Consider the following 23,266-nt stretch of genomic DNA (forward strand, 5'->3'; position numbering starts at 1 on the left):
CCCTGCGCAGACGATCGGCAGGGACGGGTGCGGAAAACGTGGGTGAGGAGTATAGCGTTTTGCCGGCGGATGACTGAACCGCTGGCCCGACTACGCATCGCGTTGGCGAGGCAAGCCCCATGGCATGGCAATTGCTTCATGCAGCCCAACGACACCGATTCAATCCGGGGCAGCGAGGCGACCGCGCGCCCGGCGAACATCACCCTTGCCGACAGGCCAGCCACCATGCACCGATCCATTACCGATACCCGGGCCCGTAGCCAGACCGATCGCTGGGCAGAAAGCCTGGCAGACAGCCGGACCACGATGCCGGCACCCACCCGCCGACCACGCCGAGCCCTTGCCGTGCTGCCGGGCCTGATCGCGGCGGCCGCGATCATGGCCAGCGCACCCGCCCAGGCACAGCAGCCCAACGAGGCGTGCCCGGCATCGCATCGGATCGTGATCAGCGAGGCCCATGTCGGCCACGAACCGGGCGACGTCATCGGCCTGCCCGGGGCAATCGCGGAACGCCTGGCCGCTCGCCTCGAACAGGATGGCCAACAGGTGGTGGACGTCGTGCGACCGACCCGCAGCGGTGGCCTCGAGCCGGCCATGGACGCCTTCTCCCGTCACGGCGCCCCCTACTTCCTGCGGCTGGTCGCGCGCGACCTGGGTACCGAAGGACGCCCGTCGGGGATCGTGCTGTTGCCCGATCGCTTCGCCCCGCGGGCCGGTGAGCTGAGCGCCACGCTGGACGACGGGGCGCGCGGGGCGCGGCTGGACAGTTGGCAGATCGACCTATCTGCCGCCGACGGCAAGCCCTTCTCGCCCGAGGTGGCGGCCGACTCGGCGCGGTTCTGGGAAAGCGACTGGGGCCAGTCGATGGACGCGGCGATCGACACCCTGGCGGGCAACGTGCTCGACACCGTCGGCTGTCGCCCGCTGGTGGGCCGCGTTCTTTCGACCGAGGGCCGGGGTGGCAGCACGGACCTGCGGATCGACCTGGGCCGACGCGACGGCCTGTCGGCCGGCGACCGATTGCAGGTCATCGACCCGGGTATGCCGGCCGACTGGCTGGGCGTCAATCTCTTGACTCGCCCAGACCTGGAAACGACGGCCGGGCCGATCCGCGAGCCGCGTGCGTTGGGTGACGCGCGGGTTTCCTACCTGGGAGAGCGTGACAGCACCCTGCGCTACCAGGGCGGTCACAGCGTGGAGAGTGGCGACCTGGTGCAGGTCACGCCGGGTCGCGACCGCCTCGAGCGCGTGCCGGACTAAGCCGCGAGGGCGGCACGCTCACGCGCCCCTCAGTCGAGCTGTTCGCCCAAGCCCCGCGCCAGGTCGGCGATGATGTCCTGAGGGTCCTCGAGACCGACCGACAGCCGAATCAGGCCCTCGTCGATGCCCGCCTCGGCACGCGCCTCGGGACTCAGCCGGCCGTGGGTGGTGCTCGCCGGGTGCGTGATGGTGGTCTTGGTGTCACCGAGGTTCGCGGTGATCGAGAGCATCCGGGTGCGGTTGATCACCTCCCAGGCCTTTTCGCGCCCGCCCTCGACCACGAACGAGACGATCGCCCCGGGGCCGGTCTGCTGCGCGGCGATGATCTCGGCCTGCGGGTGGTCGGCCAGCCCCGGAAAATGCACCCGGGCGACCCCTTCGTGGGCGACCAGCCAGTCGGCCACCTCGCGGGCATGGCGGCTGTGGGCCTCCATGCGCAGGTTCAGGGTCTCCAGGCCCTTGGCGAAGATCCAGGCATTGAACGGCGCCATGGTCGGTCCGCAGGTCCGCAGGAAACCGCGCACTTCCTTGCCGACGCGCTCGGCATCCCCCACGACCGCCCCACCGATGGCGCGCCCCTGCCCGTCGAGGAACTTGGTCGCCGAGTGGATGACGATGTCCGCGCCGAGGCTCAGCGGGCGTTGCAGGGCCGGGGTGCAGAAGCAGTTGTCCACCACCAGTGCGGCATCGAACCGGTGGGCCAGGTCCGCCAGCCACCGGATGTCGGCGACCTCGGTGAGCGGGTTCGACGGCGTCTCGATGAACAGCAGGCGGGTGCGCTCGTTGACGGCGGCCTCCCACTGCGACCCGTCGGTCAGGTTCACCCAATGCACCACCAGGCCGAACTTGGCCAGGTACTTGTCAAACAGCACCTTGGTGGTGCCGAAGACCTGGCGGGCGATCACCACTTCGTCACCGGCCTCGCACAGGGCCATGAAGGTGGTCAGGATCGCGGCCATGCCCGAGGCGGTGGCGACGCAGTCCTCGCCGCCTTCCATCGCCGCCAGGCGCTCCTCGAAGATGCGCGTGGTGGGATTGGTGAAGCGGGCGTAGATATTGCCCGGCTCGTCGCCGGCGAAGCGCGCCGCGGCCTGCTCGGCCGACTCGAAGGTGAAGCTCGAGGTGGTGAAGATCGGCTCGCCGTGCTCGCGCTCGGGCGTCGGGTGATGGCCGACGCGGATGGCCTGGGTCGCGAGCGACCAGTCGGGATCGGGGCGGCGGTGCGAATCGGTCATGGGCTATCCGTTGGGTGTCGTGAGGCCGCGCTCAGCGGGCGTTGAAGAAATGCCAGGCGAGGTTGTCGAACTCGGCGATCGCCGCGAGCAGGCGATCGGTCTCTTCCTCGAGCTCGGCGAACTGGTGCTCGGCCAACGGCGCCATCGAGCAGTTCTCCGGCGGCGTGCCGAACCGGTCGAGCAACTCGCGCATCTGCGGCAGGAATTTCCACTGCAGCCATTCCTCGAACGCCAGCGTGTCGAAGCAGAACGGGTTGGGGCTGGCCAGCGCCTGCTCGCTGGGGCGCTGATCCGACCAGAGCCCGGCCCGCTGCATCTCGTGGGCGATCTGGTCGAGCTGGCGCAGCATCATGTCGGTGCTGGGGCGAACGGTCTCCATCGGTCACGTCTCGTCAGGTCTGTTCAATGGACTCGCGATGAACCGGGCGGTTCGTCGTTCATGTCCGCACCGCCCTCGTCATCGGCCCAGAACAGGCGGTGCGGGATCAACTGGCCACGGCCGATCGCCGCGGCGTGCATCAGGGTCTGGTGGGTGTATTCGAGCCCTTCGTGGACGGCATTGACCGGGTCGCTGCCCTGCGCGATCAATCCGGCGATCGCCGAGGAGAGCGTGCAGCCCGAGCCGTGGAACTGGCCGGCCAAACGCTCGTAGACGAAGCGCCGCGGCGGCTCGACGCCGAACAGCCAATTCTCGACCTTCTCGCCCGGCTCGTCGCCGCCCTTGAGCAGCACGTACTCCGCCCCCAGCGCCGAGAGCATCTGGCCACGCTGGTCGCGGTTGGCGGCATCCGGCGCCAGCACCCGGGCCTCGTGGGCGTTGGGGGTGACGACGGTCGCTCGCGGGAAGAGATGCTCGGCGATCGCCGCGGCCACGGCGTTGTCGGCCAGCGACCCGCCGCCGCCGGCCACCAGCACCGGATCGAGCACCACCGGGATATCCGGGAAGCGTGCCAGCACGGAGGCGACCGCCTCGACCAGCTCGACGGTGCCAAGCATGCCGATCTTGATCGCGCCGACCGGCATGTCGTTTAGCACCGCCAACGACTGGTCGATCACGAGCTTCGGGTCGCTGGCCACGAAGCCATGCACGTTGACCGTGTCCTGCACGGTCAACGCCGTGATCGCCGTGGCCGGGTGCACGCCCTGGCTGATGATCGCCTCGATGTCCGCGTGGATGCCGGCCCCGCCACTGGGATCGTGTCCGGCAATGGCCAGGACGACGGGAACCTCGGGGGCGTCGGTGAGCGTCGGTGTGGTTTCCATCTGGTGCTAAGCTCCCTCGCAGATAAGGCCGTGGCGGCAGCGGCGTCGTGATGGCGCCGGGCCGAGCATGATAACGCAGCCAGTGCCACACGCATTGATCCGGCGCGCCGCCGCGACCCCACCCGTCACCCGCCACGACAAGGACCCGGCCGTTCGATGATCCCCTTCACGCCCCGCCAATGGCTCAAACCGGTCACGCGCTGGATCTGGCACGACCGGCCCGCCAGTCGCCTCGGGCGCACGGCACAACGCCTGGTACGCGCCATGCTGAGCGTGATGTCGTCCGCCTCGCGCGGCGACCTGCAGCTCAACGCGATGAGCCTGTCCTACACCACCCTGCTGTCGATGGTGCCGCTGCTGGCCGTGACGTTCTCGGTCCTCAAGGCGTTCGGCTCGGCATCGGTGATCGAGCCGTTCCTGCTCTCGGTGATGGCGCCGCTGGGCGATGCCGCCGACGAGCTCACCCTGCGCATCCTGGATTTCGTCGACAACATCCGCGTCGGCGTGCTCGGGGCCGTGGGCGTCGCCCTGCTCTTCTATACCGTCATCGCCCTGATGCAGAAGATCGAGCGGGTGTTCAACCGCATCTGGAACGTCCACCAGATGCGCTCGATGTCGGCGCGATTCGCCAACTACCTGTCGGTGCTGATGGTGGGGCCGGTGTTGGTGATCGCCGCGGGCAGTCTCACCGCCACCCTGTTGGCCGCGCCCTGGATCAGCGACGTGGCGGAACTCTCGGTGCTGGCCACCGTGCTCAAGTGGCTGGGCTACCTGGTGCCGCTCGCGATCTGGACCGGCGCCTTCGCGTTTCTCTACCTGTTCATCCCCAACACGCGCGTCCGGCCCGGCTCGGCCCTGGTCGGCGGGCTGGTCGCGGCGGTGCTCTGGAACCTGCTGGGCCTGCTGTTCGGCGGGCTGATCGCCGGTTCGACCAGCTACACGGCCGTCTACTCGGCCTTCGCCTCGCTGGTGCTGTTCCTGGTCTGGCTGCAGATTGCCTGGATGATCGTGCTGGTTGGTGCGGGCATCAGCTACGCCTGGCAGCACAGCGACCGCCTGACCCTGGGCAAGCCCGCCCCGGTGCATCCGGCGACCCGGCTGGCTACCGCCATCGTGCTGCTCGACGAGATCGAGCGTCGCTTCGAGGCCGGCCAGACCCCGCCCGACCGGGACCGGCTGGCCGAGCGGGTCGACCCCTATCCCGAGCTCGCACCAGTCTGGATCGACCCCTTGCTGGAAAAACTGGTGGAGGCCGAACTGCTGCGCATTACCGAACCGAGCGACGCCACCTGTTTCCTGCCGGCACGGCCGGGCGAGCGCATCAGCCTCGCCGAGGTGGAACGGGCCATCGAGGGCGAGCCGGCGCGGCTGCCCCGCCCGCTGGTGGATGCCATCCCGGCCCTGGACCGATTCGCCCGGCGCCACCGGCAGTGGGAGGAGGATATCGGCGCGACCACGCTGGCCGCCGGTAGCGACTCGAGGGCGCCGGCCGAAGGCGCCGGCAACGGGGCGAATCAACCGGGCGCGGAGCCGCGCCAGTAGACGGTGTGCTCGCCGGCCGGATCGAGCCGGCGGGCGAACACGAACCAGGCATCGGACAGCCGGTTGAGGTAGGTGGCCAGCGCCGCGCGTTCGCCACCGCGTTCGGCGTCATCGACCTCGTGACACCACGCCCAGGCCAGCCGTTCGGCGCGACGGGTCCCCGTGCGCACCAGGTGCGCGCGCGCCATCGCCTCGGTGCCGCCGGGCAGGATGAATTCCTTGAGCGGCGGCAGCTCGCGATTGGCCGCCTCGATCCAGTCGTCCAGGCGATCGAGCGACGGCAACTGGCTCGCCGCGGCCATCTCGCCCATCGCGACGAAACCGCCCAGGTCGAATACCGCCTGCTGCTGCTCGCGCACGAACGACAGGGCATCGGGCTCGTCGGTCAGCGCGACACTCAGGCTGCCCAGGCGGGCATTGAGCTCGTCGAGTTCGCCCAGCAGCTCGATGGCGAGCGCCTCCTTGGCCAGGCGCTGCCCATCGGCCAGCCCCGTCTCGCCGCGATCGCCGCTGCGGGTCACCACCCGCGAGAGGCGATCACGACTGTCGTTCGAATCCGTCATGTCGGTCCGCCTCATCCCGGCTCGGGCTGCGCGCGGTACTCGTCGGCCGGCACGTCGGCGGGCCAGTCATGCGGCCGACCGGAGAGCACCTTGAGCGCAAAGGCGAGAATCGCGACCACCCCGTAGCCAAGCCCGGCGACCACGCCCAAGTCGACGATGCCGTGCCAGGGCTGGGGCAGGAAACCGACCAGGATCACCAGCAGCACCACCCCGGCAGTCACCGACAGGGAGACGATGCGACGCTTCCGGGTCGCGTGGATGTACCCCATGCAATACAGCGGCGCGAGGGCCACGTGCCAACCCACCGGATGGCGCGAGAGGTGCGCCGCGCGGGCGACCACCCGCGGCGAGAACCCCTTCTGAAACCCCTTGTAGCCTTCGCTGTAGACCATGAACACCATCCAGCCGACGAAGAAGGCCCAGTGCCACCAGGCCCAGGACGCGCCCCAGGCCTCGATGCCGTAGAACGACAGGCGATAGATGGCCCAGAGCAGCAACGCGCACAGGCCCAGCACGCCCCACAGGGCACCGACAATCCCCAGTGGTGTGGGCTGTGGCAACCCGGCTTGCGATGACTTCTCCACGTATCGATTCTCCCGGACGCCTGTCCGACTGGTGGTTCGTTGGTTGGAAAACTCTGCATGAGCTCGATGACCGAGGGCGCGGAGTTTATCATGCAGCCCACCACCCGATTCCCGAGTGACCGGCCCCGATGAATCCCCGCACCCGCCGCGAGATGTTCGCCCGTTTCCAGCGCCAGCGACCCGAGCCGACCACCGAGCTCGAGTACCGCAGCCCCTTCGAGCTGCTGGTGGCGGTCGTACTCTCCGCCCAGGCGACCGACGCCGGCGTCAACAAGGCGACCCGCCCCCTGTTCGCCCGGGCCAACACGCCGCAGGCCGTCCTCGACCTGGGACTGGATGAGCTCACCGAGGCGATCCGCACCATCGGGCTGTACAAGACCAAGGCGAAGAACGTCTACGCCCTGTGCCAGCAGCTGATCGACAAGCACGATGGCGAGGTACCCGCCGACCGCGAGGCGCTCGAGGCGCTGCCCGGCGTGGGCCGAAAGACCGCCAATGTCGTGCTCAACACCGTATTCCGCCAGCCGACCATGGCGGTCGACACGCATATCTTCCGCGTCGCCAACCGCACCGGGCTGGCCAAGGGCAAGACGGTGCGCGCGGTCGAGGACCGACTCCTCAAGGTGATCCCCAGGGAATACCAGCTCGATGCCCACCACTGGCTGATCCTGCACGGGCGCTACGTGTGCAAGGCGCGGAAACCCGACTGCGGGGCCTGTATCGTCTGCGACCTGTGCGATTTCCGCGACAAGACCGAGGACTGCAGCCCCGAGCTGATCGCCCGCTACGCTACCGAAGAGATTTGAGCATGTACTCCAGTGACCGCCGCCGTATGCGCCAGCCGTTTCTCGATGCCTGGACCAAGGGAAAGCAGAAAAAGCCCCTGGCGCCGATCGAGCAGATGATCTTCGAGGTGATCCGCGATCATCCCGAATACCATTCGCTGCTCGACCAGCCCGAGTTCGCCCTGGAGGCCGACTGGCCGCCGGAGATGGGCGTGACCAACCCCTTCCTGCACATGAGCATGCACCTTTCCCTGCGCGAGATGGTGCAGACCGACCGCCCGGCCGGCATCCGCTCGGTGCACTCGGAACTGTCCCTGAAGAAGGCCGATCCGCTCGAGGCCGAACACGAGATGATCGATTGTCTCGGCGAGGCCCTCTGGCAGGCCCAGCAGAACGGCGGCCCGCCGGACGAGGTCAAGCTCATGGAATGCCTAAGGGAACTCTGCACGAGGCGATGACGTCTCTGCGGGACCTCCAAGGGTCCGGATGCAAGGCGCCGTCCGCCGTGAAGGGCCGTGGCCCTTTACAAGGGCTGGACCGGATCGGCACGACGCCGATCCGGCCGGCGCGAGCCGGCCCGAAGGGCGGGGTTCACGGACGAACCCCGCGACGCCGCAGATGGGCCCTTGGAGGCCCGCCCGGATGGGGCTCGCGGGTTTTCCCGCACTCGGCGTTGCCGTCCCTCGACGGGCAACGAGCCCGTCTTCGCTCCGGCGCCTTGATTGCGAACAAACCCGCGAGCCAGAGATGCCATCGACTCGTGCAGACTTCCCTGGGGGACAAGCTCAAGCGCTGACCCCGTGCACGCGGGTGACTGCGTCTGCCCGTGCATGAAATAGATTGAGGGTCTAGGCTCGAACGAGACAGCCGTCTCCCATCCATTCGAGGTAGGCCCCGATGAGCGAGTCGACAAACCAACGCCACGAGCCCGTCACCGACCCGGTCTGTGGCATGCAGGTCGATCCGGCGACGAGCGAGCATCGCAGCGAGTATCACGGCGAGACCTTCCACTTCTGCTCGGCCCACTGCCGGGAGCGCTTCGAGGACGACCCCGAGCGCTACCTGTCCGGCGATGACCCATCGGACGATTCGGCCGCCGAGGACCCGGAGGCCATCTACACCTGCCCGATGCACCCCGAGATCCGTCAGCAGGGCCCGGGGAGCTGTCCGATCTGCGGCATGGCACTGGAACCGGAGACCGTCAGCCGCGACGATGGCCCCAACCCGGAACTGATCGACATGACCCGGCGGTTCTGGATCGGCGCGCTGCTGACCCTGCCGCTGTTCCTCATGGCCATGGGTGGCCACTTCCTCGGTATCGATCGCTGGATCGCCCCGCAGGTGAACCACTGGCTCCAGTTGCTGCTGGCCACCCCGGTGGTCCTGTGGGCCGGCAAACCGTTCTTCGTGCGCGGCTGGCGATCGGTGGTCGACCGCCAGCTCAACATGTTCACCCTGATCGCGCTGGGCACCGGCGTGGCGTGGGCCTATAGCCTGGTCGCCACGGCCGCGCCCGGCATCTTCCCGGATGCCTTCCGCCAGTCCGACGGCTCGGTCGCAGTCTATTTCGAGGCCGCGGCGATGATCACGGTACTGGTCCTGCTGGGCCAGGTCCTCGAACTGCGCGCCCGCGAGAAGACCTCCGGGGCCATTCGCGCCCTGCTCGACCTGGCCCCGACCACCGCCCGGCGCATCACCGACAGTGGCGAGGAGGACGTGTCGCTCGACGAGGTCGAGATCGGCGATCACCTGCGGGTGCGCCCCGGCGATCGCGTGCCGCTGGACGGCGAGATCCTCGAGGGTCGCTCCAATATCGACGAGTCGATGATCACCGGCGAGCCGATGGCGGTGACCCGCAAGGCAGGCGACACCGTCATCGGCGGCAGCATCAATGGCCAGGGCAGCTTCGTGATGCGTGCCGACAAGGTCGGGCGCGACACGATGCTCTCGCGCATCGTGCAGATGGTGGCCAAGGCCCAACGCAGTCGCGCGCCCATCCAGGGGCTGGCTGACCGCGTGGCTGCCTGGTTCGTGCCCAGCGTCATCGCCGCGGCGGTGGTTGCCTTCGTCATCTGGTCGGTGGTCGGTCCCGAGCCACCCATGGCCTACGCCCTGATCGCGGCGGTCAGCGTGCTGATCATCGCCTGCCCCTGCGCGCTGGGGCTCGCCACCCCGATGTCGATCATGGTCGGTGTCGGTCGCGGTGCGCGCGCCGGGGTGTTGATCCGTGATGCCGAATCCCTGCAACGCCTCGAACAGGTCGACACGGTGGTGATCGACAAGACCGGCACGCTCACCGAAGGCCGCCCGCGCGTGACCCGCATTCATGCCACCGGCGCGGCAACCGGCGAGCTCGGGGAGGACGAGCTGCTGCGCCTGGTCGCCGGACTCGAACAAGGCAGCGAGCACCCGCTGGCCGAGGGGATCGTCGCCGAGGCTCGCGAACGCGGGCTCGACCTGCCCGAGGCCTCCGACTTCGATGCCGAGAACGGCAAGGGGGTTACCGGCCGCGTGGACGGGAAAACGGTGCTGGTCGGCAACCGGACCCTCATGGAGGGCCACGACATCGACACGAAAACGCTGGAGGGGTCGGCGACGTCGTGGCGCCATGAGGGCGCGACCGTGATCAGCGTGGCCGTCGACGGTCAGCCCGCCGGGCTGCTGGCGATCGCCGACCCGATCCGCGAGTCGACCGCCGATGCCGTTCACCGTCTGCAGCGGGCCGGACTCGAGGTGGTCATGCTCACCGGCGATTCCGAGGAGACCGCCCGCGCCGTCGCCCGACAACTCGACATCGACCAGGTGCGCGCCAATGTCCTGCCGGAGGGCAAGAGCGAGGTGGTCGAACGGATGCGCTCGGAAGGGCGGGTCGTTGCGATGGCCGGCGACGGGGTGAACGATGCCCCGGCACTTGCCGCCGCCGACGTCGGCATCGCCATGGGCAGCGGCACGGACGTGGCCATCGAGAGCGCCGGGATCACGTTGCTGCGCGGCGATCTGGACGGGCTGGTGCAAGCGCATCGGCTGTCCAAGGCGACCATGCGGAACATCCGCCAGAACCTATTCTTCGCCTTCGCCTACAACACGGCCGGCATCCCGATCGCCGCCGGCCTGCTCTACCCGGTCTTCGGCGTGCTGCTCTCGCCGATCATCGCGGCGGCCGCGATGTCGTTTTCCTCGGTGAGCGTGATCGGCAACGCCCTCCGGCTGCGCGTGGTTCAACTGGACTAGTCACTCTCTTCGAGCGGCCAGTCGACCACGTGGACCTCCCAGTCGATCGAGTCCCGGTCCGCGTTCTCGGCGATCACGGCCCGCCCGGCGACCGAGTAACCGCTTTTCATGGTGCTGGCGGGATCACCGGTGAGCAGCGGGTGCCAGGGCGGCAGGTCACGCCCCTCCGCGATGCGCCGGTAGGCGCAGGTGGGCGGCAGCCAATCGAATTCCTCGACGTCCTCGGGGCGCAGCCAGACGCAACCGGGCACGCGGGTCTGGCGATTGAGGTAGTCCGTGCACTGGCAGGTACCGGCGTCCAGCAGGTGGCAGGCCACGTCCGTGTAGTAGACGTCGCCGCCCTCGTCTTCCACCTTCTCGAGACAACACTTGGCACAACCGTCGCAAAGGGATTCCCACTCGGACGGGGTCATCTCGGTCAGGCGCTTCTCGCGCCAGAATGGCAGCTGGTCGCTCATCGGCTAGGGTCGGGTAACGGTGGTGAATCGTGGGGGCGGGCAATCCGGGTCGAGATCGGGGCCGGCAGCCTATCACGCCGGGCCTCGACGCCTGCGGATATGACCGACGGTATGCGATGATTCGTCCATCACGCAACGAGGTAACGCGATGACGGAAACGGCCCAGGCCATGCCGGTGATGCGCATCGGCAGCGAAACGGACATCAACCAGGCACTGCATTCGGCACGCAATGCCCGTGTCCAGCGGCTGGGCGAGGTGCTGGTGCAGCGCGGCGCACTGAGCCGCGAGGCACTGGAAAGCGCCCTGGACTCGTTGCGCCACCACCCGGCCACGCACCTGGGCGACTGGCTGGTCGAGCGCAAGATCATTTCGGCCGAGCAGCTCGAGCAGGCCCTGTGCTCGCAGCTGGGCATCCCGCAGGTAAACCTGGGGGCGTTCGTGCCGCCGCCGGAGGTCGCCGCGCTGATCCCCTACGAGATGGCCCTGCGCCTGAACGTGCTGCCGCTGGCACGGCGGAACTCGGTGCTGGTGGTCGCCTCGGCCCGGCCGACCGACCAGGAGTTGCTCTCCATCCTGCGGTTCTACACCGGGCTGGGCATCGAACCGGTGCTGGCCTCGGCGCACCAGGTCGCCAGCGGGATCAATCGTGCCTACCGGGTGGAATCGGTCGGCGAGGACCGCGAGGCCTTCCTGCGCCACGAAGGCGAAGACGCGGCGCAGAACCGCGAGCCCGAGATCGAGAACGAGGCCACCAGTCCGCCGGTGGTCAAGATGGTCAACACGCTATTGATGCAGGCCATCAGTCGCGGCGCCTCGGACATTCATTTCCTGCCGCGACGCGAGAATGTCCTGGTGCGCTTTCGCCTCGACGGCGCGCTGCAGACGATCCGCTCCATCGACAAGTCCCAGCTGGCGGCCGTGGTCGCGCGCATCAAGATCCTCGGCCGGATGAACATCGCCGAGCACCGCCTGCCCCAGGACGGCCACGCCCGCGTGCACATGGGCAAGAACGAGGTCGACCTGCGCATCTCGGTGATGCCGACGTTCAACGGCGAGAGCGTCGTCATCCGCATCCTGAACAAGAACATGGGCTTAAAACCGCTCGACGCGCTGGGCTTTTCGAAGGGCGACGAGCGCATCATCCGCAACCTGATCGCCCGTGCCCAGGGCATGATCCTGGTGACCGGGCCGACCGGTTCGGGCAAGACCACCACGCTCTACTCGCTGCTCCAGGAGGTGAAGGCCGGCGACCCGCACATCATCACGGTGGAAGATCCGGTCGAATACGACATGGACGGCATCGACCAGGTGCAGGTGCATGCCGGCATCGGCTACACCTTCGGCCGGGCGTTGCGCAACATCCTGCGCCACGACCCGGACGTGATTATGATCGGCGAGATGCGCGATCTCGAGACCGCCGAGAGCGGCGTGAAGGCCGCGCTGACCGGCCACCTGGTGTTCTCCACCCTGCACACCAACGACGCCCCCAGCGCGGTGACCCGCCTGGTCGACATGGGCGTGGCGCCCTACCTCGTCAGCTCGACCGTGATGGCGGTGCTGGCCCAGCGACTGGTGCGCATCCTCTGCTCTCACTGCAAGAAGAAACACCAGCCCGAGCCCCTGGTCTGCGAGACGATGGGCGTGGACAAGGACGAGACCTTCTGGCGATCCACCGGTTGCGATCACTGTGACCAGACCGGCTACGTCGGCCGCACCATGGCCTATGAGCTGATCGTGGTGGACCGCGACATGGCCAACCGCATCGCCCACGGCATCACCACCGAGGAACTCCGCCAGTTCGCCGTCGACAAGGGCATGCGCACGCTGACCCGCCACGGCCTGGAAATGGCGCGGGCGGGCATCACCTCGCTCGAAGAGGCCTACCGCGTTCGCCTCGAGGACCTGGGTGGTCCCGAGAACGGCAACGGCCACTAGAGCGGCGTCATGGACCTGTTGCTGATCGTCCTGGTGGCCATCGCCATGCTCCTGCTCGCGCTGCGTGGCCGACAGAAACGCCGCCGCCCCGCCCCACGCCGCGCGCCGGGCCCCGCGTCGGCCCGCCCGGCGCGTCGGCGCTCGTTCTCGCGCTACCCGCGCGAGGACTGGCGTTACTGGCGAGATCTCGCGATCGTGATTGCCCTGGTGTTGCTGCTGCTCATTGCCACCGCGTTCATCGGCACGCGCTACGCCTGACCCGGGTCGGGATTAGACCGGACGACGATAACCGCCACGGGCCCCCGTGGGCGACAGCACGAACTGCCACAGCTGGATCTGGCGGGCGCGGAACCCGCCGGCGCAGGACTGCAGGTAGTAGGTCCACATCCGGCCGAACGACTCCCCGTACCGCTCGCGCCACCGCGGCCAGGCGCGCTCGAAGTTCTCGTACCAGGCCATCAGCGTGCGGTCGTAGTCGGCACCGAAGTTGTGCATGTCCTCGACCACGAAACGCCCTTCGCAGGCATCGATCACCTGCTGCATGGCCGGCAACTCGCCGTTGGGAAAGATGTACTTGCTGATCCACGGATCGGGCGGCGAGCCTTCGCGGTTCGTGCCGATGGTGTGCAGCAGAAAAAGCCCGTCGGGCTTGAGGCAGCGACGGGCGACTTGCATGTATTCGTCGTAGTTGTGACGGCCGACGTGCTCGAACATGCCGACCGACACCACGTGGTCGAACGGCTCGTCGATATCGCGGTAATCCATCAGGCGGAATTCCACCGGCAGATCGCCGGCAAGCTCGCGGCCGAGCGCCGTCTGCTCCTTCGAGACGGTCAGCCCCACGCATTCCACGCCGTAGTGTTCGGCCGCATAGATCATGAAGCTGCCCCAGCCGCAGCCGATGTCGAGCACCCGCTGGCCGGGCCGGAGGCCGAGCTTGCGGCAGATCATGTCCAGCTTGTGTTCCTGGGCCTCGGCAAGCGTCTGGGCCCCGTCGCCCCAGAACCCGCAGGTGTAGGTCATGCGCGGGTCGAGCATGTCGCGGTAGAAGTCGTTGCCGAGATCGTAGTGACGCTCGCCCACCTCCCAGCAGCGCGAACGGGTCTGGCAGTTGAGCAGGCGCGCCTTGAGCGCCGGCAGCCACAGGCGCGGCGAGCGACCGACCTCGCGCGCCAGCTCGGCGCGCAACACGCGCTCGACGAACTCGTCGACCCGGTCGATATCCACCCAGCCGGCCATGAACGCCTCGCCCAGGCCGAGATTGCCCCAGCCGAGGATACGGTCGACGGCGCGCGGGTCACGGATACGGATGTCCCAGGGTCGCTCGCCACCGACGTGGATGTCCGCCCTCGCCAGCAGTTGCGCAAAGCGGGAACCGGGATCGATCACGTGATCGTCGGCCGCTTCCGCCTCCATGGTCATTCGCCTGCTCATCGAGCACCTCCGTGCCTGGCTTGACCGGGTGCCCGCGCTCAACGCCCGCGCTTTGCACCCCGAATCAACAATCTAGCTAGCCACGGGGCGGTTTTCAATCCGCGCGACGCGCTGGCTGGCCCAACCCCCAGTGTCGGGCGAAGGCCTCGGCGGGCATCGGTCGGCCATGGTAATAGCCCTGTTGCAGGTCGGCCCCGAGCTCGGCCAGCAGGCGGGCCTGTTCGACGGTCTCGACCCCTTCGGCGATGACCCGCAGGCGCAGGTTGTGGGCCAGGGCAATGGTTGCCGAGACGATCGCGCGGGCATCACCGCTTGCGATCATGTCCGCGGTAAAGCCGCGATCGATCTTCAAGCAATCGAGCGGAAAACGACGCAGGTAGGCAAGCGACGAATACCCGGTACCGAAATCATCGATCGAGAAACGGAATCCCGCCTCGCGCAATTCGCTCATCGTGGCCACGTGCGCATCCACGTCCTGCATCAGCGCCGTTTCGGTGATCTCGAGGGTCAGTGCGGTACCGGGCACGCCCAGCGTCGTGCAGGTGTCGATCAGCGACCGGGCCAGATCGGGTTCGGCGAACTGCCGGGCCGAGAGATTGACCGATATCTTGACGCGTCCGCCCCAGCGCGCCGACTGGCTCACCGCCTCGTGCACCACCTGCTCGCCGATCGGCAGGATCAGCCCCGTTTCCTCGGCGAGCGGGATGAACTCGCCCGGCCCGACCGCCCCCCACTCGGGATGATCCCAGCGCAACAGCGCCTCCGCGCCGACGAGTTCGCCCGCGCCGTCGACCACCGGTTGGTAATGCAGGCGGAACTGCTGGTGCTCGATCGCCTGGCGCAGACCGGTCTCGAGATCGAGGCGCCGGCGGGCCGCCTCGTTCATCGCCGGGGTGAACAGGCTGTAGGTATTGCGCCCACTCTGTTTCGCCCGGTACATCGCGATGTCGGCGTGCTTGAGCAGGGTCTCGCTGTCGATGCCGTCGTCGGGGTAGAAGGCCACGCCGACGGAACAACCGATCACCAGCTCGCGGCCCTCGAGGACCACGGGACGACTCAGTGATTCGATGATGCGCTGCGCGATATCCGCCACCGGCTCGAAGTCCTCGATCTCCGGCAACAGCGCGAGGAACTCGTCACCGCCGGTGCGGGCGACCGAGTCGTCCTCGCGCAGGCACGCGGTCAGCTTGCCGGCCACCACCTCCAGCAGCTCGTCGCCCACGGCATGACCCAGGGTGTCGTTGATCTTCTTGAAGTGATCGAGATCGATGAACAGCACTGCCAGCCGCCCGCCACTGCGATGGGCATGCGCGATCGCCAGATCGAGCCGGTCGTGGAACAGCCGGCGGTTGGGCAGACCGGTCAGGGGGTCGTAGTAGGCCAGGTGCCGGATCTGGCGCTCGTTCTCCTTGAGCTCGGTGATGTCCGAGAACAAGGCCGCGTAGTGACTGATCGCGCCGTCCTCGTCGGTGATCGCCTTGATCGTCAGGAGCTCGGGGTAGATTTCGCCGTTCTTGCGTCGGTTCCAGATCTCCCCGCGCCATTGCCCGTCCCGGTTGAGCGTGGCCCACATGCGGTCGTAGAACGCCTTATCGTGACGGCCGGACTGCAGCACGGCCGGCGAGTGCCCGATCACCTCCTCGGGCCGATAGCCGGTCAGGTCGGTGAACGCCGGGTTGACCCGCATGATGCGGCCCTTGGCATCGGTGATCATGATCCCTTCGAGCGAGGTCTGGATCACCTTTTCCGCCAGCTGCAGGTTGCGCTCGGAGCTGGCCAGCGCCGAGTCGCGCGCCTGCAGCGCCGAGCGCAGCTCGTCCACGTAGGCCAGCTCGATGCCGGAAAGCAGGTCCGCGAAGCTGACCAGGCCCTCCACGTCGCCGTCGCGCTCGACCCCGATGTGGCGGACACCGCGCTCGTTCATCATGCGGCGCACGTGAAACAGGCTGGCGTCCGCCGGGACGGTGAACAGTTCTCGGGTGCACACCCCGCCCACGGCAACGTCCTCGTGCCGGTTCGCGATCAGGCCGACCAGGTCCCGCTCGGTGAGGATGCCGTGCCCGCCCTCGTCGAGGGCGACCAGCACGGCATCCACGCGCGCCTCGCGCATGCGCCGCGAGGCCTGCGAGAGCGTGTCCGTCTCCCGTATCACGACGGATTCGTGTCCGACCAGCGTGCCTACCGTGCGGAAATGCAGGTAATGCTCGATGCCCTGGTTGAGCACCACGTCGGTCAACGAGATGATCCCGCGCAAGGCGGCCTGCCCATCCCCGCCATCGCCGACCAGCAGGTGACGGATATGGCGTTCGCGAAACAAGTGTGCCGCATCGGTCAGGGTGGCGGTCGAAGGAATCGATCGCACCGGCGAGCTCATCACGGTCCTCACCGGTCGATCGAACACGCTCGACGACGACAGATCCAACGCCAGGGCGTCGTGCTCGGTCCAGATGCCGACCGGCCCGTCCTCGTCGGCGACCACGATCGAACTCACGCCGGCCGACCGCATGAGGCCGGCGGCCTCGAAGACGGGCGTGTCCGGCGGGCAGGTCAGCACCTCGCGGCCGGGCGGCAGGATGTCGACGATTTTCGGATCGAAGTCGAGTTGGCTGGCGTTCACGGGCGGCCTGTCATGTGTCGTGGAAAGCACCCCGACATGGCGGGGCTGGAACAGAGAAACAGCAACGCCGGGTCGCTCCATGATTCTCACCTCGAGAACCAGGAAACGCCCGGCGCGCATTGTTGGGCAGGGTCACTCCCGACGCGTCGATCCAACCACGACCGACCGGAAGCGCCCCGCGCTCATGTCATCAGGCGGTCACCACCGGGATGTCCTTGAGCATCTGCAGCCCCTTGGTGGCCTCTTCCTGGTACTCCTCGATCTCGTTGAAGTTGAGGTAGCGGTAGATGTCGGCGGACATCGTGGCCAGGTGGGCGACGTGCTCCTGGTACTCCTCGACCGACGGCAACTTGCCGAGGATCGCGGTCACCGCGGAGAGCTCGGCCGAGCCGAGGTAGACGCGCGCGTCCTTGCCCATGCGGTTGGGGAAGTTGCGGGTCGAGGTCGACATGACGGTGGCGCCGTCGGCCACGCGCGCCTGGTTGCCCATGCACAGCGAGCAGCCCGGCATCTCGACGCGCGCACCGGCGCGACCGAAGACGTTGTAGTAGCCCTCCTCGGTCAGCTGGTGCTGGTCCATGCGGGTCGGCGGCGCGATCCACAGGCGAGTCGGCACCGACCCGCCGTAGGACTCGAGCACCTTGCCCGCGGCGCGGTAGTGACCGATGTTGGTCATGCAGGAACCGATGAACACTTCCTGTACCTCGTCGCCGGCGACCTCGGACAACGGCTTGATGTCATCCGGGTCGTTCGGGCAGGCCAAGAGCGGCTCTTTGATCTCGTTGAGATCGATCTCGATGATCTCGGCGTACTCGGCGTCCGCGTCCGGCTCGAGCAGCTCGGGGTTGTCGAGCCATTCCTGCATCGCCTCGATGCGGCGACCCAGGGTGCGCTTGTCCTCGTAGCCCTGGCTGATCATCCACTCAAGCAGGGTGATGTTGCTCTTGAGGAACTCCTTGATCGGCTCGGGGCCGAGGCGGACGGTGCAGCCGTTGGCCGAGCGCTCGGCCGAGGCGTCGGCGAATTCGAACGCCTGCTCGACCTTGAGGTCCGGCAGGCCCTCGATCTCGAGCACGCGGCCGTTGAAGACGTTCTGCTTGCCCTTCTTCTCGACGGTCAGCTGGCCGTTCTGGATCGCCTTGTAGGGGATGGCATTGACGAGATCACGCAGGGTGATGCCCGGCTGCATCTCGCCCTTGAAGCGCACCAGCACGGATTCCGGCATGTCCAGCGGCATCACGCCCAGCGCGGCGGCGAAGGCGACCAGGCCGGAACCGGCCGGAAAGGAGATCCCCAGTGGGAAGCGGGTGTGCGAGTCACCGCCGGTGCCGACGGTATCCGGCAGGATCATGCGGTTGAGCCAGGAGTGGATCACGCCGTCACCGGCACGCAGCGAGACGCCGCCGCGGGTGGAGATGAACTCCGGCAGCTCGTGCTGCAGGGCGATGTCCACCGGGCGCGGGTAGGCGGCAGTGTGGCAGAACGACTGCATGACGAGATCCGCGGAGAAGCCCAGGCAGGCCAGTTCCTTCAACTCGTCGCGGGTCATCGCGCCGGTGGTGTCCTGGCTGCCCACCGTGGTCATCCGCGGCTCACAGTAGGTGCCCGGGCGCACGCCCTCGACGCCGCAGGCCCGGCCGACCATCTTCTGCGCGAGCGTGAAGCCCTTGCCGGTGTCTTCCGGCTGCTCGGCGCGCAGGAACTCGTCGGACGGCTCCATCTTGAGCGCCTCGCGGGCCTTGGCCGTCAGGCCACGGCCGACGATCAGCGGGATGCGGCCGCCAGCACGCACCTCGTCGGGCAGTGTGCTCGGGCGCATGTTGAAGGTGGTGATCACCTCGCCGTTCTTGAGGATCTCGCCCTTGAACGGGCGGATGGTGAGCACGTCACCCGTCTCCATCGAGTCGACGTCGCACTCGATCGGAAACGCGCCCGAGTCCTCGGCGGTGTTGAAGAAGATCGGGGCGATCTTGCCGCCCAGGACCACGCCGCCGGTGCGCTTGTTGGGCACGTTCGGGATGTCACGGCCGATGTGCCACTGCACGGAGTTGATCGCCGACTTGCGCGAGGAGCCGGTACCGACCACGTCGCCGACGTAGGCGATCTTGTGGCCGCTCTCCTTGAGCTTCTTGATGGTGTCGAGTGCCTCCGGCATCTTGGATTGGAGCATCGAGCAGGCGTGCAACGGGATGTCCGGGCGGCTCCAGGCCTCCTGGGCCGGGGAGAGGTCGTCGGTGTTGGTCTCGCCCGGCACCTTGAGGACGATCACCTCGATCTCCTCCTCGAGCTTGGGCTTGGCCTTGAACCAGTCGGCGTTGGCCCAGGACTCGAGCACGCGACCGGCATTCTTGCTGCCCTCGCGGTACTTGTCCTCGACGTCGCGGAAGGCGTCGTAGACCATCACCAGCCGCGAGAGCGCCTTGACCGCATCCTCACCGACGGTCTCGTCATCGAGCACCTCGATCAGCGGGTCGACGTTGTAGCCACCCATCATGGTGCCCAGCAGCTCGACGGCCTGATGCCGATCGATCAGCGGCGACTCGGCCTCGCCCTTGGCCAGGGCCGCGAGAAAGGCGGCCTTGACGTAGGCGGCCTTGTCCACGCCCGGCGGCACGCGCTGGGAGAGCAGGTACTTGAGCTCTTCGCCGTCGACGTCGGCCGGCGGGTTCTTGATCAGCTCGATCAGCTCGGCTGTCTGCTCGGCGTTCAGCGCCAGCGGCGGAATGTCCTGCTCGGCACGTTCGGCCTTGTGTTCGCGATAGGCTTCAAGCATGGGGGATCCTCAACGGCTTGTGATCATGGATTCGGAGCGCCTCGACAACCGGCTGCCGCGTGGACGGCGGAGCCGGGACGGTGTTTCGAGACGCCCTGGTTGTTCGGTTTTTCGAGCCGGTGTGACCGACCGACCCGGTTGGCTGTTTCGAAGAGGCCGGATTCTATCAAATCCGGCGCCCCAATCCGCCGAACGCCCTCAGAGCTTTCCCGCCAGTCGCAGGCGGTCGAGCCAGAGCAAGGCGATCACCGGGGCAGCGGCCACGATCCGACCCGCCTCGACGTCGGCGAGCGCCTGGTCGATCGGCACCACCCGTACGCGGATGTCCTCGTGCTCGTGGTCGAGGCCGAAGCGCCCGTCGACCAGCCCGTCACCGTCGCGATCGATCGACCCGGTATCCACGCGGGCCAGGAACAGGTAGATGCTCTCGGTGGTGCCACCGGGGCTGACCCAGTAGCGGGTCAACGGGTAGAGCTCGTCGATGGTCAGTCCCGCCTCCTCGTCGGACTCGCGGCGGGCGACGTCCTCGGCCGACTCGCCCGGCTCGATCATGCCCGCGACGATCTCGGCCAGCCACGGGCCGGTCGGCGCATCCAGCGCCCCGGGGCGGAACTGCTCGATCAGCACCACCTCGCCGCGCCCCGGGTCGTAGGGCAGCACGGCGACGGCGTGACCGCGTTCGAAGATCTCGCGCTCGATCGGCTCCGACCAGCTGCCGTCGAAATACTCGAAACGCAATCGATAGCGCTGCAGGGAGAAAAAACCCCGGTACAGGGTCTCATTGGCCAAGAGGTCGAAACGCATCGGTGCTGGGTCCTGCTACCATCCACGGATTAATCAGGCTGGCACAACCGATCCGAACCGCCGACAGGCGGCTTGCGCGAAAGCCGCTCGGCAGTCGGGTGGGTTATCCAGAATCTCAAGACTAGCCTACATTTCGGCGAGCACGCTCGCCCGATCGACGGATGCCATGAATACGATTCTCACCCTGCTCGAGCCCCTGATCGGGCGCGAAATCCAGATCGGGGACCAGCGCGGCACCGTGATCGAGATCCACGACGCGCCGCCGTCCCTGATCCTGCGCGCCGAGGGCAGTCCCGATGCCTTCCAGGTCGACTATCTCGGCCGGCCGCGCTCGATGGCCCAGCCGACCTGGACACAGCCGATCACGGGCGAATCGGGCCGCGGACTGCATCCCGACCTGCAACGGCAGTTGCCGCGGGAAACCGCCCTCGCCCTCGACGATTTCATCAAGTCGCAGCAGCCATAGCATCGCGACGCCCCCCGACCGTCCATCCATCACTCACCCCTCGACAAGGAGTCACGTCTCATGGGAACCCCTTTCTCCTCCTCCGGCCTGCGTGCCATTGGCCTGGGTCTCGCGCTGGGACTGGTCACCGCGCCGGCCAACGCGGCCCCCACCCCGCCGACCGACACGCACTGGCGGCTGGCCAACGCGGTCGGCATCCAGAGCATCGACCCCACCATCACCGATCTCGTGGTGGACAGCGAGGGCAATCTCAGCGGGGTGGCCGGCTGCAACCAGTACCGGCGCGAACTTGGCGACGAGGGCTACGGCGAGACGATCGTGACGCGCAAGAGCTGCTCCGAGGCGCAGATGAAACAGGAAGCCGCCTTCCTGCAGGCACTCGAGCAAACCCGTCACTGGGACCATGACGGCGAGCGCCTGCTGTTGCGTGATGCCGAAGGCCGCACGCTCGCGATGATGCTCGAGCCGATCACCCGCACCTACCACTTCGACTGCCAGGGCAAGGCGGTGGTCTTCGACGTGATCCGCCGTGGGCAGATCCGCCTGACCGTGGACGACCAGACCGTTCTGATGCAGCGCGAGGAGAGTGCCTCGGGCTCGCGCTATCGCGACGAGGACGGGGCGATGACGTTCTGGGGCAAGGGCACCGAGGGACGATTGACCCAGGGCGATGAAACCCGCGAGTGCCAGCAGGTCCCGCCGCCGGATGCCTACCCGATCAACGACTGACCGCCACCGGCGGCTCGGGATTCAATCCAGCGCCTCGAAGGCCTGCCGTGCGGCGGCCAGGTCACCGGCGTGGTCGAACATCCGCGCCCAGGGGTCGCCCTTCTGGCCCAGGCGGCGGAACACGTTCTCGAGCGTGTAGCTGTCCGAACGCAGCCCGCCCTTGTCCAGCTCGACCCAGTCGAGCGGGGTGGCCACGGGCGCCCCGGGTCGGGCGCGCAGGGAGTACGGCGCCACGGCCGTCTGGCCGAAGGCATTGCGCATCACGTCAAGGTACAACCGCCCCTCGCGAGCCTCGATGCGCTGCTCGGTAGTCAGCTCGTCGGGAAACTCCGTCGCGAGTCGTCCGGCCATCCGGCCCGCCAGGGTCCGAACCGCGTCGAAATCGGCTTGCGGACGCAATGGCGCGACCACGTGCAGTCCGGTCGACCCCGTGGTCATCACGAAAGGCGAGAGCTGGCAGTCGCGCATCAGCGCGGCTACCCGTCTGGCCGCGCGCTTGAGCTCCCCCATGTCGCCATCGGGTGGGTCGAGATCGAAGATCATCAGGTCGGGTCGGTCGAGCGCGCGCGAGCGTGCAGCCCAGCGATGAAAGGTCAGCGTTCCCTGATCGGCGAGAAACGCCAGGCAATCGGCATCATCGCAGCGCATGTGCTCGACCCACCCCGTGGGCTTTTCGTGACGGATCGCCAATCGCTCGACCCGCTCACCGAAGTGCTCGGCCCAGGCCTGCTGGAAGAACCCCTCGCCGTCGAGACCGTCGGGGAAGCGGTGCAGGGTCAGGGGCCGGCCGGCCAGATGCGGCAACATGTACTCGGCCACGCGCCGGTAGTAGCCGACCACGTCGGCCTTGGTCCAGCCGGCCTCCGGGTAGAGCGCCTTGTCCGGGCGGCTGACGTCATCCGGCGCGGTCATGTCGAAGCCTCGGCATCACGGATCTGGGCCAGCGTTCGCCCCGTCTTGACCGAGCGATCCTGCGTGGAGACCGGGTTGCGTCGCGCGTCGGCCCCCTCATCGCGCATCTTGATCATCAACCACTGCGGCTTGTCGCCGCCCTCGATACGTTTGAAGGCGTAGCCGCCACGGATCTTTTCGCCGTCGAGCCATACCTCGATCAGCCCGCGCTTGAGCCCCTCGGCCACCGAGTGCGACGAGTCGAGATTGCGGTACCCGCCCCGATCCCAGACCATCACCGTGCCGGCGCCGTATTGGCCCTCCGGGATCACGCCCTCGAAATCAGCGTAGTCCAGCTTGTGGTCCTCGACCTCGATCGCCAGTCGCTTCTCGGACGGATCGGTGGATGGCCCCTTGGGCACGGCCCAGGACTTCAGGACCCCACCCACCTCGAGGCGAACGTCGAAATGGCGCTGGCTGGCGTCATGCCACTGAATGACGAAACTCGGCGACTGGCCCCGAGCTGCGTTGCCCCTGGTTGCGTTGCCCCCAGCTGTTTTGCCCATGACACCGCTCCCCCGTGTTGGACGTTGCTCGGTACATGTTTCTGGCGCTAGCCCGGAGTAAAGCAGTCCACCGTTCCGGCTGCCGAACCGATTTCAGCACGCCGATAAGGTACGATTATGGAACCATTC

21 protein-coding genes are annotated in these 23,266 nt (G+C 67.7%); 9 read left to right on the forward strand and 12 right to left on the reverse strand.

Annotated features, from left to right (window positions below; all coding sequences use genetic code 11):
• Positions 1–138 precede the first annotated feature (138 nt).
• Complete coding sequence (locus tag LV475_RS00920; protein ID WP_250105562.1) at positions 139–1,260, forward strand: hypothetical protein; 1,122 nt, start codon at positions 139–141, stop codon at positions 1,258–1,260.
• A 29-nt stretch (positions 1,261–1,289) separates the two neighbouring features.
• Here LV475_RS00920 and LV475_RS00925 read toward each other — a convergent pair whose 3' ends face one another.
• Genes LV475_RS00925 through thiD form a run of 3 tightly spaced genes read right to left on the reverse strand, consistent with a single transcriptional unit; the run spans position 1,290 to position 3,758 of the window.
• Entirely contained in the window at positions 1,290–2,495 is a 1,206-nt protein-coding gene (locus LV475_RS00925; RefSeq protein WP_250105563.1) for an O-succinylhomoserine sulfhydrylase, read from the reverse strand.
• 31 nt (positions 2,496–2,526) lie between these two features.
• Entirely contained in the window at positions 2,527–2,874 is a 348-nt protein-coding gene (locus LV475_RS00930; protein ID WP_136867701.1) for a YqcC family protein, read from the reverse strand.
• Positions 2,875–2,897: 23 nt separating this feature from the next.
• The gene (gene thiD, locus LV475_RS00935; protein ID WP_136867702.1) at positions 2,898–3,758 is read right to left on the reverse strand and encodes a bifunctional hydroxymethylpyrimidine kinase/phosphomethylpyrimidine kinase; all 861 of its coding nucleotides are present in this window, start codon (positions 3,756–3,758) and stop codon (positions 2,898–2,900) included.
• 156 nt (positions 3,759–3,914) lie between these two features.
• On the opposite strand from thiD, the gene LV475_RS00940 reads away from it, so the two are divergent.
• Positions 3,915–5,300: a YihY/virulence factor BrkB family protein gene (locus LV475_RS00940; protein ID WP_136867703.1), complete on the forward strand. Its 1,386-nt coding sequence runs from the start codon at positions 3,915–3,917 to the stop codon at positions 5,298–5,300.
• On the opposite strand, the gene LV475_RS00945 is transcribed toward LV475_RS00940, so the two are convergent.
• Both LV475_RS00945 and LV475_RS00950 read right to left on the reverse strand, forming a co-directional pair.
• A complete protein-coding gene (locus LV475_RS00945) occupies positions 5,273–5,863 on the reverse strand; it encodes a cob(I)yrinic acid a,c-diamide adenosyltransferase (RefSeq protein WP_136867704.1) in 591 nt (196 codons plus the stop codon). The two genes, LV475_RS00940 and LV475_RS00945, sit on opposite strands and share 28 nt — an antisense overlap.
• 11 nt (positions 5,864–5,874) lie before the next feature.
• On the reverse strand, positions 5,875–6,447 hold the full coding sequence (locus tag LV475_RS00950) for a hypothetical protein (protein ID WP_136867705.1): 573 nt from the start codon (positions 6,445–6,447) through the stop codon (positions 5,875–5,877).
• Between the two features lie 128 nt (positions 6,448–6,575).
• Between LV475_RS00950 and nth the strand changes: the two genes are divergently transcribed.
• From nth to LV475_RS00965, 3 genes are all read left to right on the forward strand, one after another.
• Positions 6,576–7,253 carry an endonuclease III gene (gene nth, locus LV475_RS00955; RefSeq protein WP_136867706.1) on the forward strand — a complete coding sequence of 226 codons (678 nt, stop codon included), beginning with the start codon at positions 6,576–6,578 and terminating at the stop codon, positions 7,251–7,253.
• Between the two features lie 2 nt (positions 7,254–7,255).
• Positions 7,256–7,690: a DUF1841 family protein gene (locus LV475_RS00960; protein WP_136867707.1), complete on the forward strand. Its 435-nt coding sequence runs from the start codon at positions 7,256–7,258 to the stop codon at positions 7,688–7,690.
• Between the two features lie 439 nt (positions 7,691–8,129).
• Positions 8,130–10,463: a heavy metal translocating P-type ATPase gene (locus tag LV475_RS00965; RefSeq protein WP_136867708.1), complete on the forward strand. Its 2,334-nt coding sequence runs from the start codon at positions 8,130–8,132 to the stop codon at positions 10,461–10,463.
• On the opposite strand, the gene LV475_RS00970 is transcribed toward LV475_RS00965, so the two are convergent.
• Positions 10,460–10,921, reverse strand: a complete 462-nt coding sequence (locus LV475_RS00970; protein WP_136867709.1) for a YcgN family cysteine cluster protein — start codon at positions 10,919–10,921, stop codon at positions 10,460–10,462. The two genes, LV475_RS00965 and LV475_RS00970, sit on opposite strands and share 4 nt — an antisense overlap.
• A gap of 148 nt (positions 10,922–11,069) precedes the next feature.
• Between LV475_RS00970 and LV475_RS00975 the strand changes: the two genes are divergently transcribed.
• Together LV475_RS00975 and LV475_RS00980 are read left to right on the forward strand one after the other, a co-directional pair.
• On the forward strand, positions 11,070–12,857 hold the full coding sequence (locus LV475_RS00975) for a GspE/PulE family protein (protein ID WP_136867710.1): 1,788 nt from the start codon (positions 11,070–11,072) through the stop codon (positions 12,855–12,857).
• A 9-nt stretch (positions 12,858–12,866) separates the two neighbouring features.
• Positions 12,867–13,115 carry a hypothetical protein gene (locus tag LV475_RS00980; protein ID WP_156574309.1) on the forward strand — a complete coding sequence of 83 codons (249 nt, stop codon included), beginning with the start codon at positions 12,867–12,869 and terminating at the stop codon, positions 13,113–13,115.
• A 12-nt stretch (positions 13,116–13,127) separates the two neighbouring features.
• Here the strand turns inward: LV475_RS00980 and cfa are convergent, their stop codons facing one another.
• The 4 genes from cfa to LV475_RS01000 form a co-directional block, all read right to left on the reverse strand.
• Complete coding sequence (cfa, locus tag LV475_RS00985) at positions 13,128–14,291, reverse strand: cyclopropane fatty acyl phospholipid synthase (protein WP_136867235.1); 1,164 nt, start codon at positions 14,289–14,291, stop codon at positions 13,128–13,130.
• Between the two features lie 94 nt (positions 14,292–14,385).
• Entirely contained in the window at positions 14,386–16,908 is a 2,523-nt protein-coding gene (locus tag LV475_RS00990; protein ID WP_247709516.1) for an EAL domain-containing protein, read from the reverse strand.
• A 190-nt stretch (positions 16,909–17,098) separates the two neighbouring features.
• Positions 17,099–19,681 (reverse strand): bifunctional aconitate hydratase 2/2-methylisocitrate dehydratase, encoded by a 2,583-nt coding sequence (acnB, locus tag LV475_RS00995; protein WP_136867237.1) that lies wholly within the window; start codon positions 19,679–19,681, stop codon positions 17,099–17,101.
• 198 nt (positions 19,682–19,879) lie between these two features.
• Positions 19,880–20,485, reverse strand: a complete 606-nt coding sequence (locus LV475_RS01000) for an NUDIX domain-containing protein (RefSeq protein ID WP_136867238.1) — start codon at positions 20,483–20,485, stop codon at positions 19,880–19,882.
• A gap of 166 nt (positions 20,486–20,651) precedes the next feature.
• On the opposite strand from LV475_RS01000, the gene LV475_RS01005 reads away from it, so the two are divergent.
• Together LV475_RS01005 and LV475_RS01010 are read left to right on the forward strand one after the other, a co-directional pair.
• On the forward strand, positions 20,652–20,951 hold the full coding sequence (locus LV475_RS01005) for a hypothetical protein (protein WP_136867239.1): 300 nt from the start codon (positions 20,652–20,654) through the stop codon (positions 20,949–20,951).
• 60 nt (positions 20,952–21,011) lie between these two features.
• Positions 21,012–21,680 (forward strand): META domain-containing protein, encoded by a 669-nt coding sequence (locus tag LV475_RS01010; RefSeq protein WP_250105564.1) that lies wholly within the window; start codon positions 21,012–21,014, stop codon positions 21,678–21,680.
• Between the two features lie 21 nt (positions 21,681–21,701).
• On the opposite strand, the gene ligD is transcribed toward LV475_RS01010, so the two are convergent.
• Both ligD and LV475_RS01020 read right to left on the reverse strand, forming a co-directional pair.
• Positions 21,702–22,592, reverse strand: coding sequence for a non-homologous end-joining DNA ligase (ligD, locus tag LV475_RS01015; protein ID WP_250105565.1), 891 nt, complete (start codon positions 22,590–22,592; stop codon positions 21,702–21,704).
• Positions 22,589–23,137: a DNA polymerase ligase N-terminal domain-containing protein gene (locus LV475_RS01020; RefSeq protein WP_250105566.1), complete on the reverse strand. Its 549-nt coding sequence runs from the start codon at positions 23,135–23,137 to the stop codon at positions 22,589–22,591. The genes ligD and LV475_RS01020 overlap by 4 nt, the downstream gene beginning before the upstream one ends.
• Positions 23,138–23,266 lie beyond the last annotated feature (129 nt).

Source organism: Guyparkeria hydrothermalis (assembly GCF_023555375.1).
GTDB lineage: Bacteria > Pseudomonadota > Gammaproteobacteria > Halothiobacillales > Halothiobacillaceae > Guyparkeria > Guyparkeria hydrothermalis.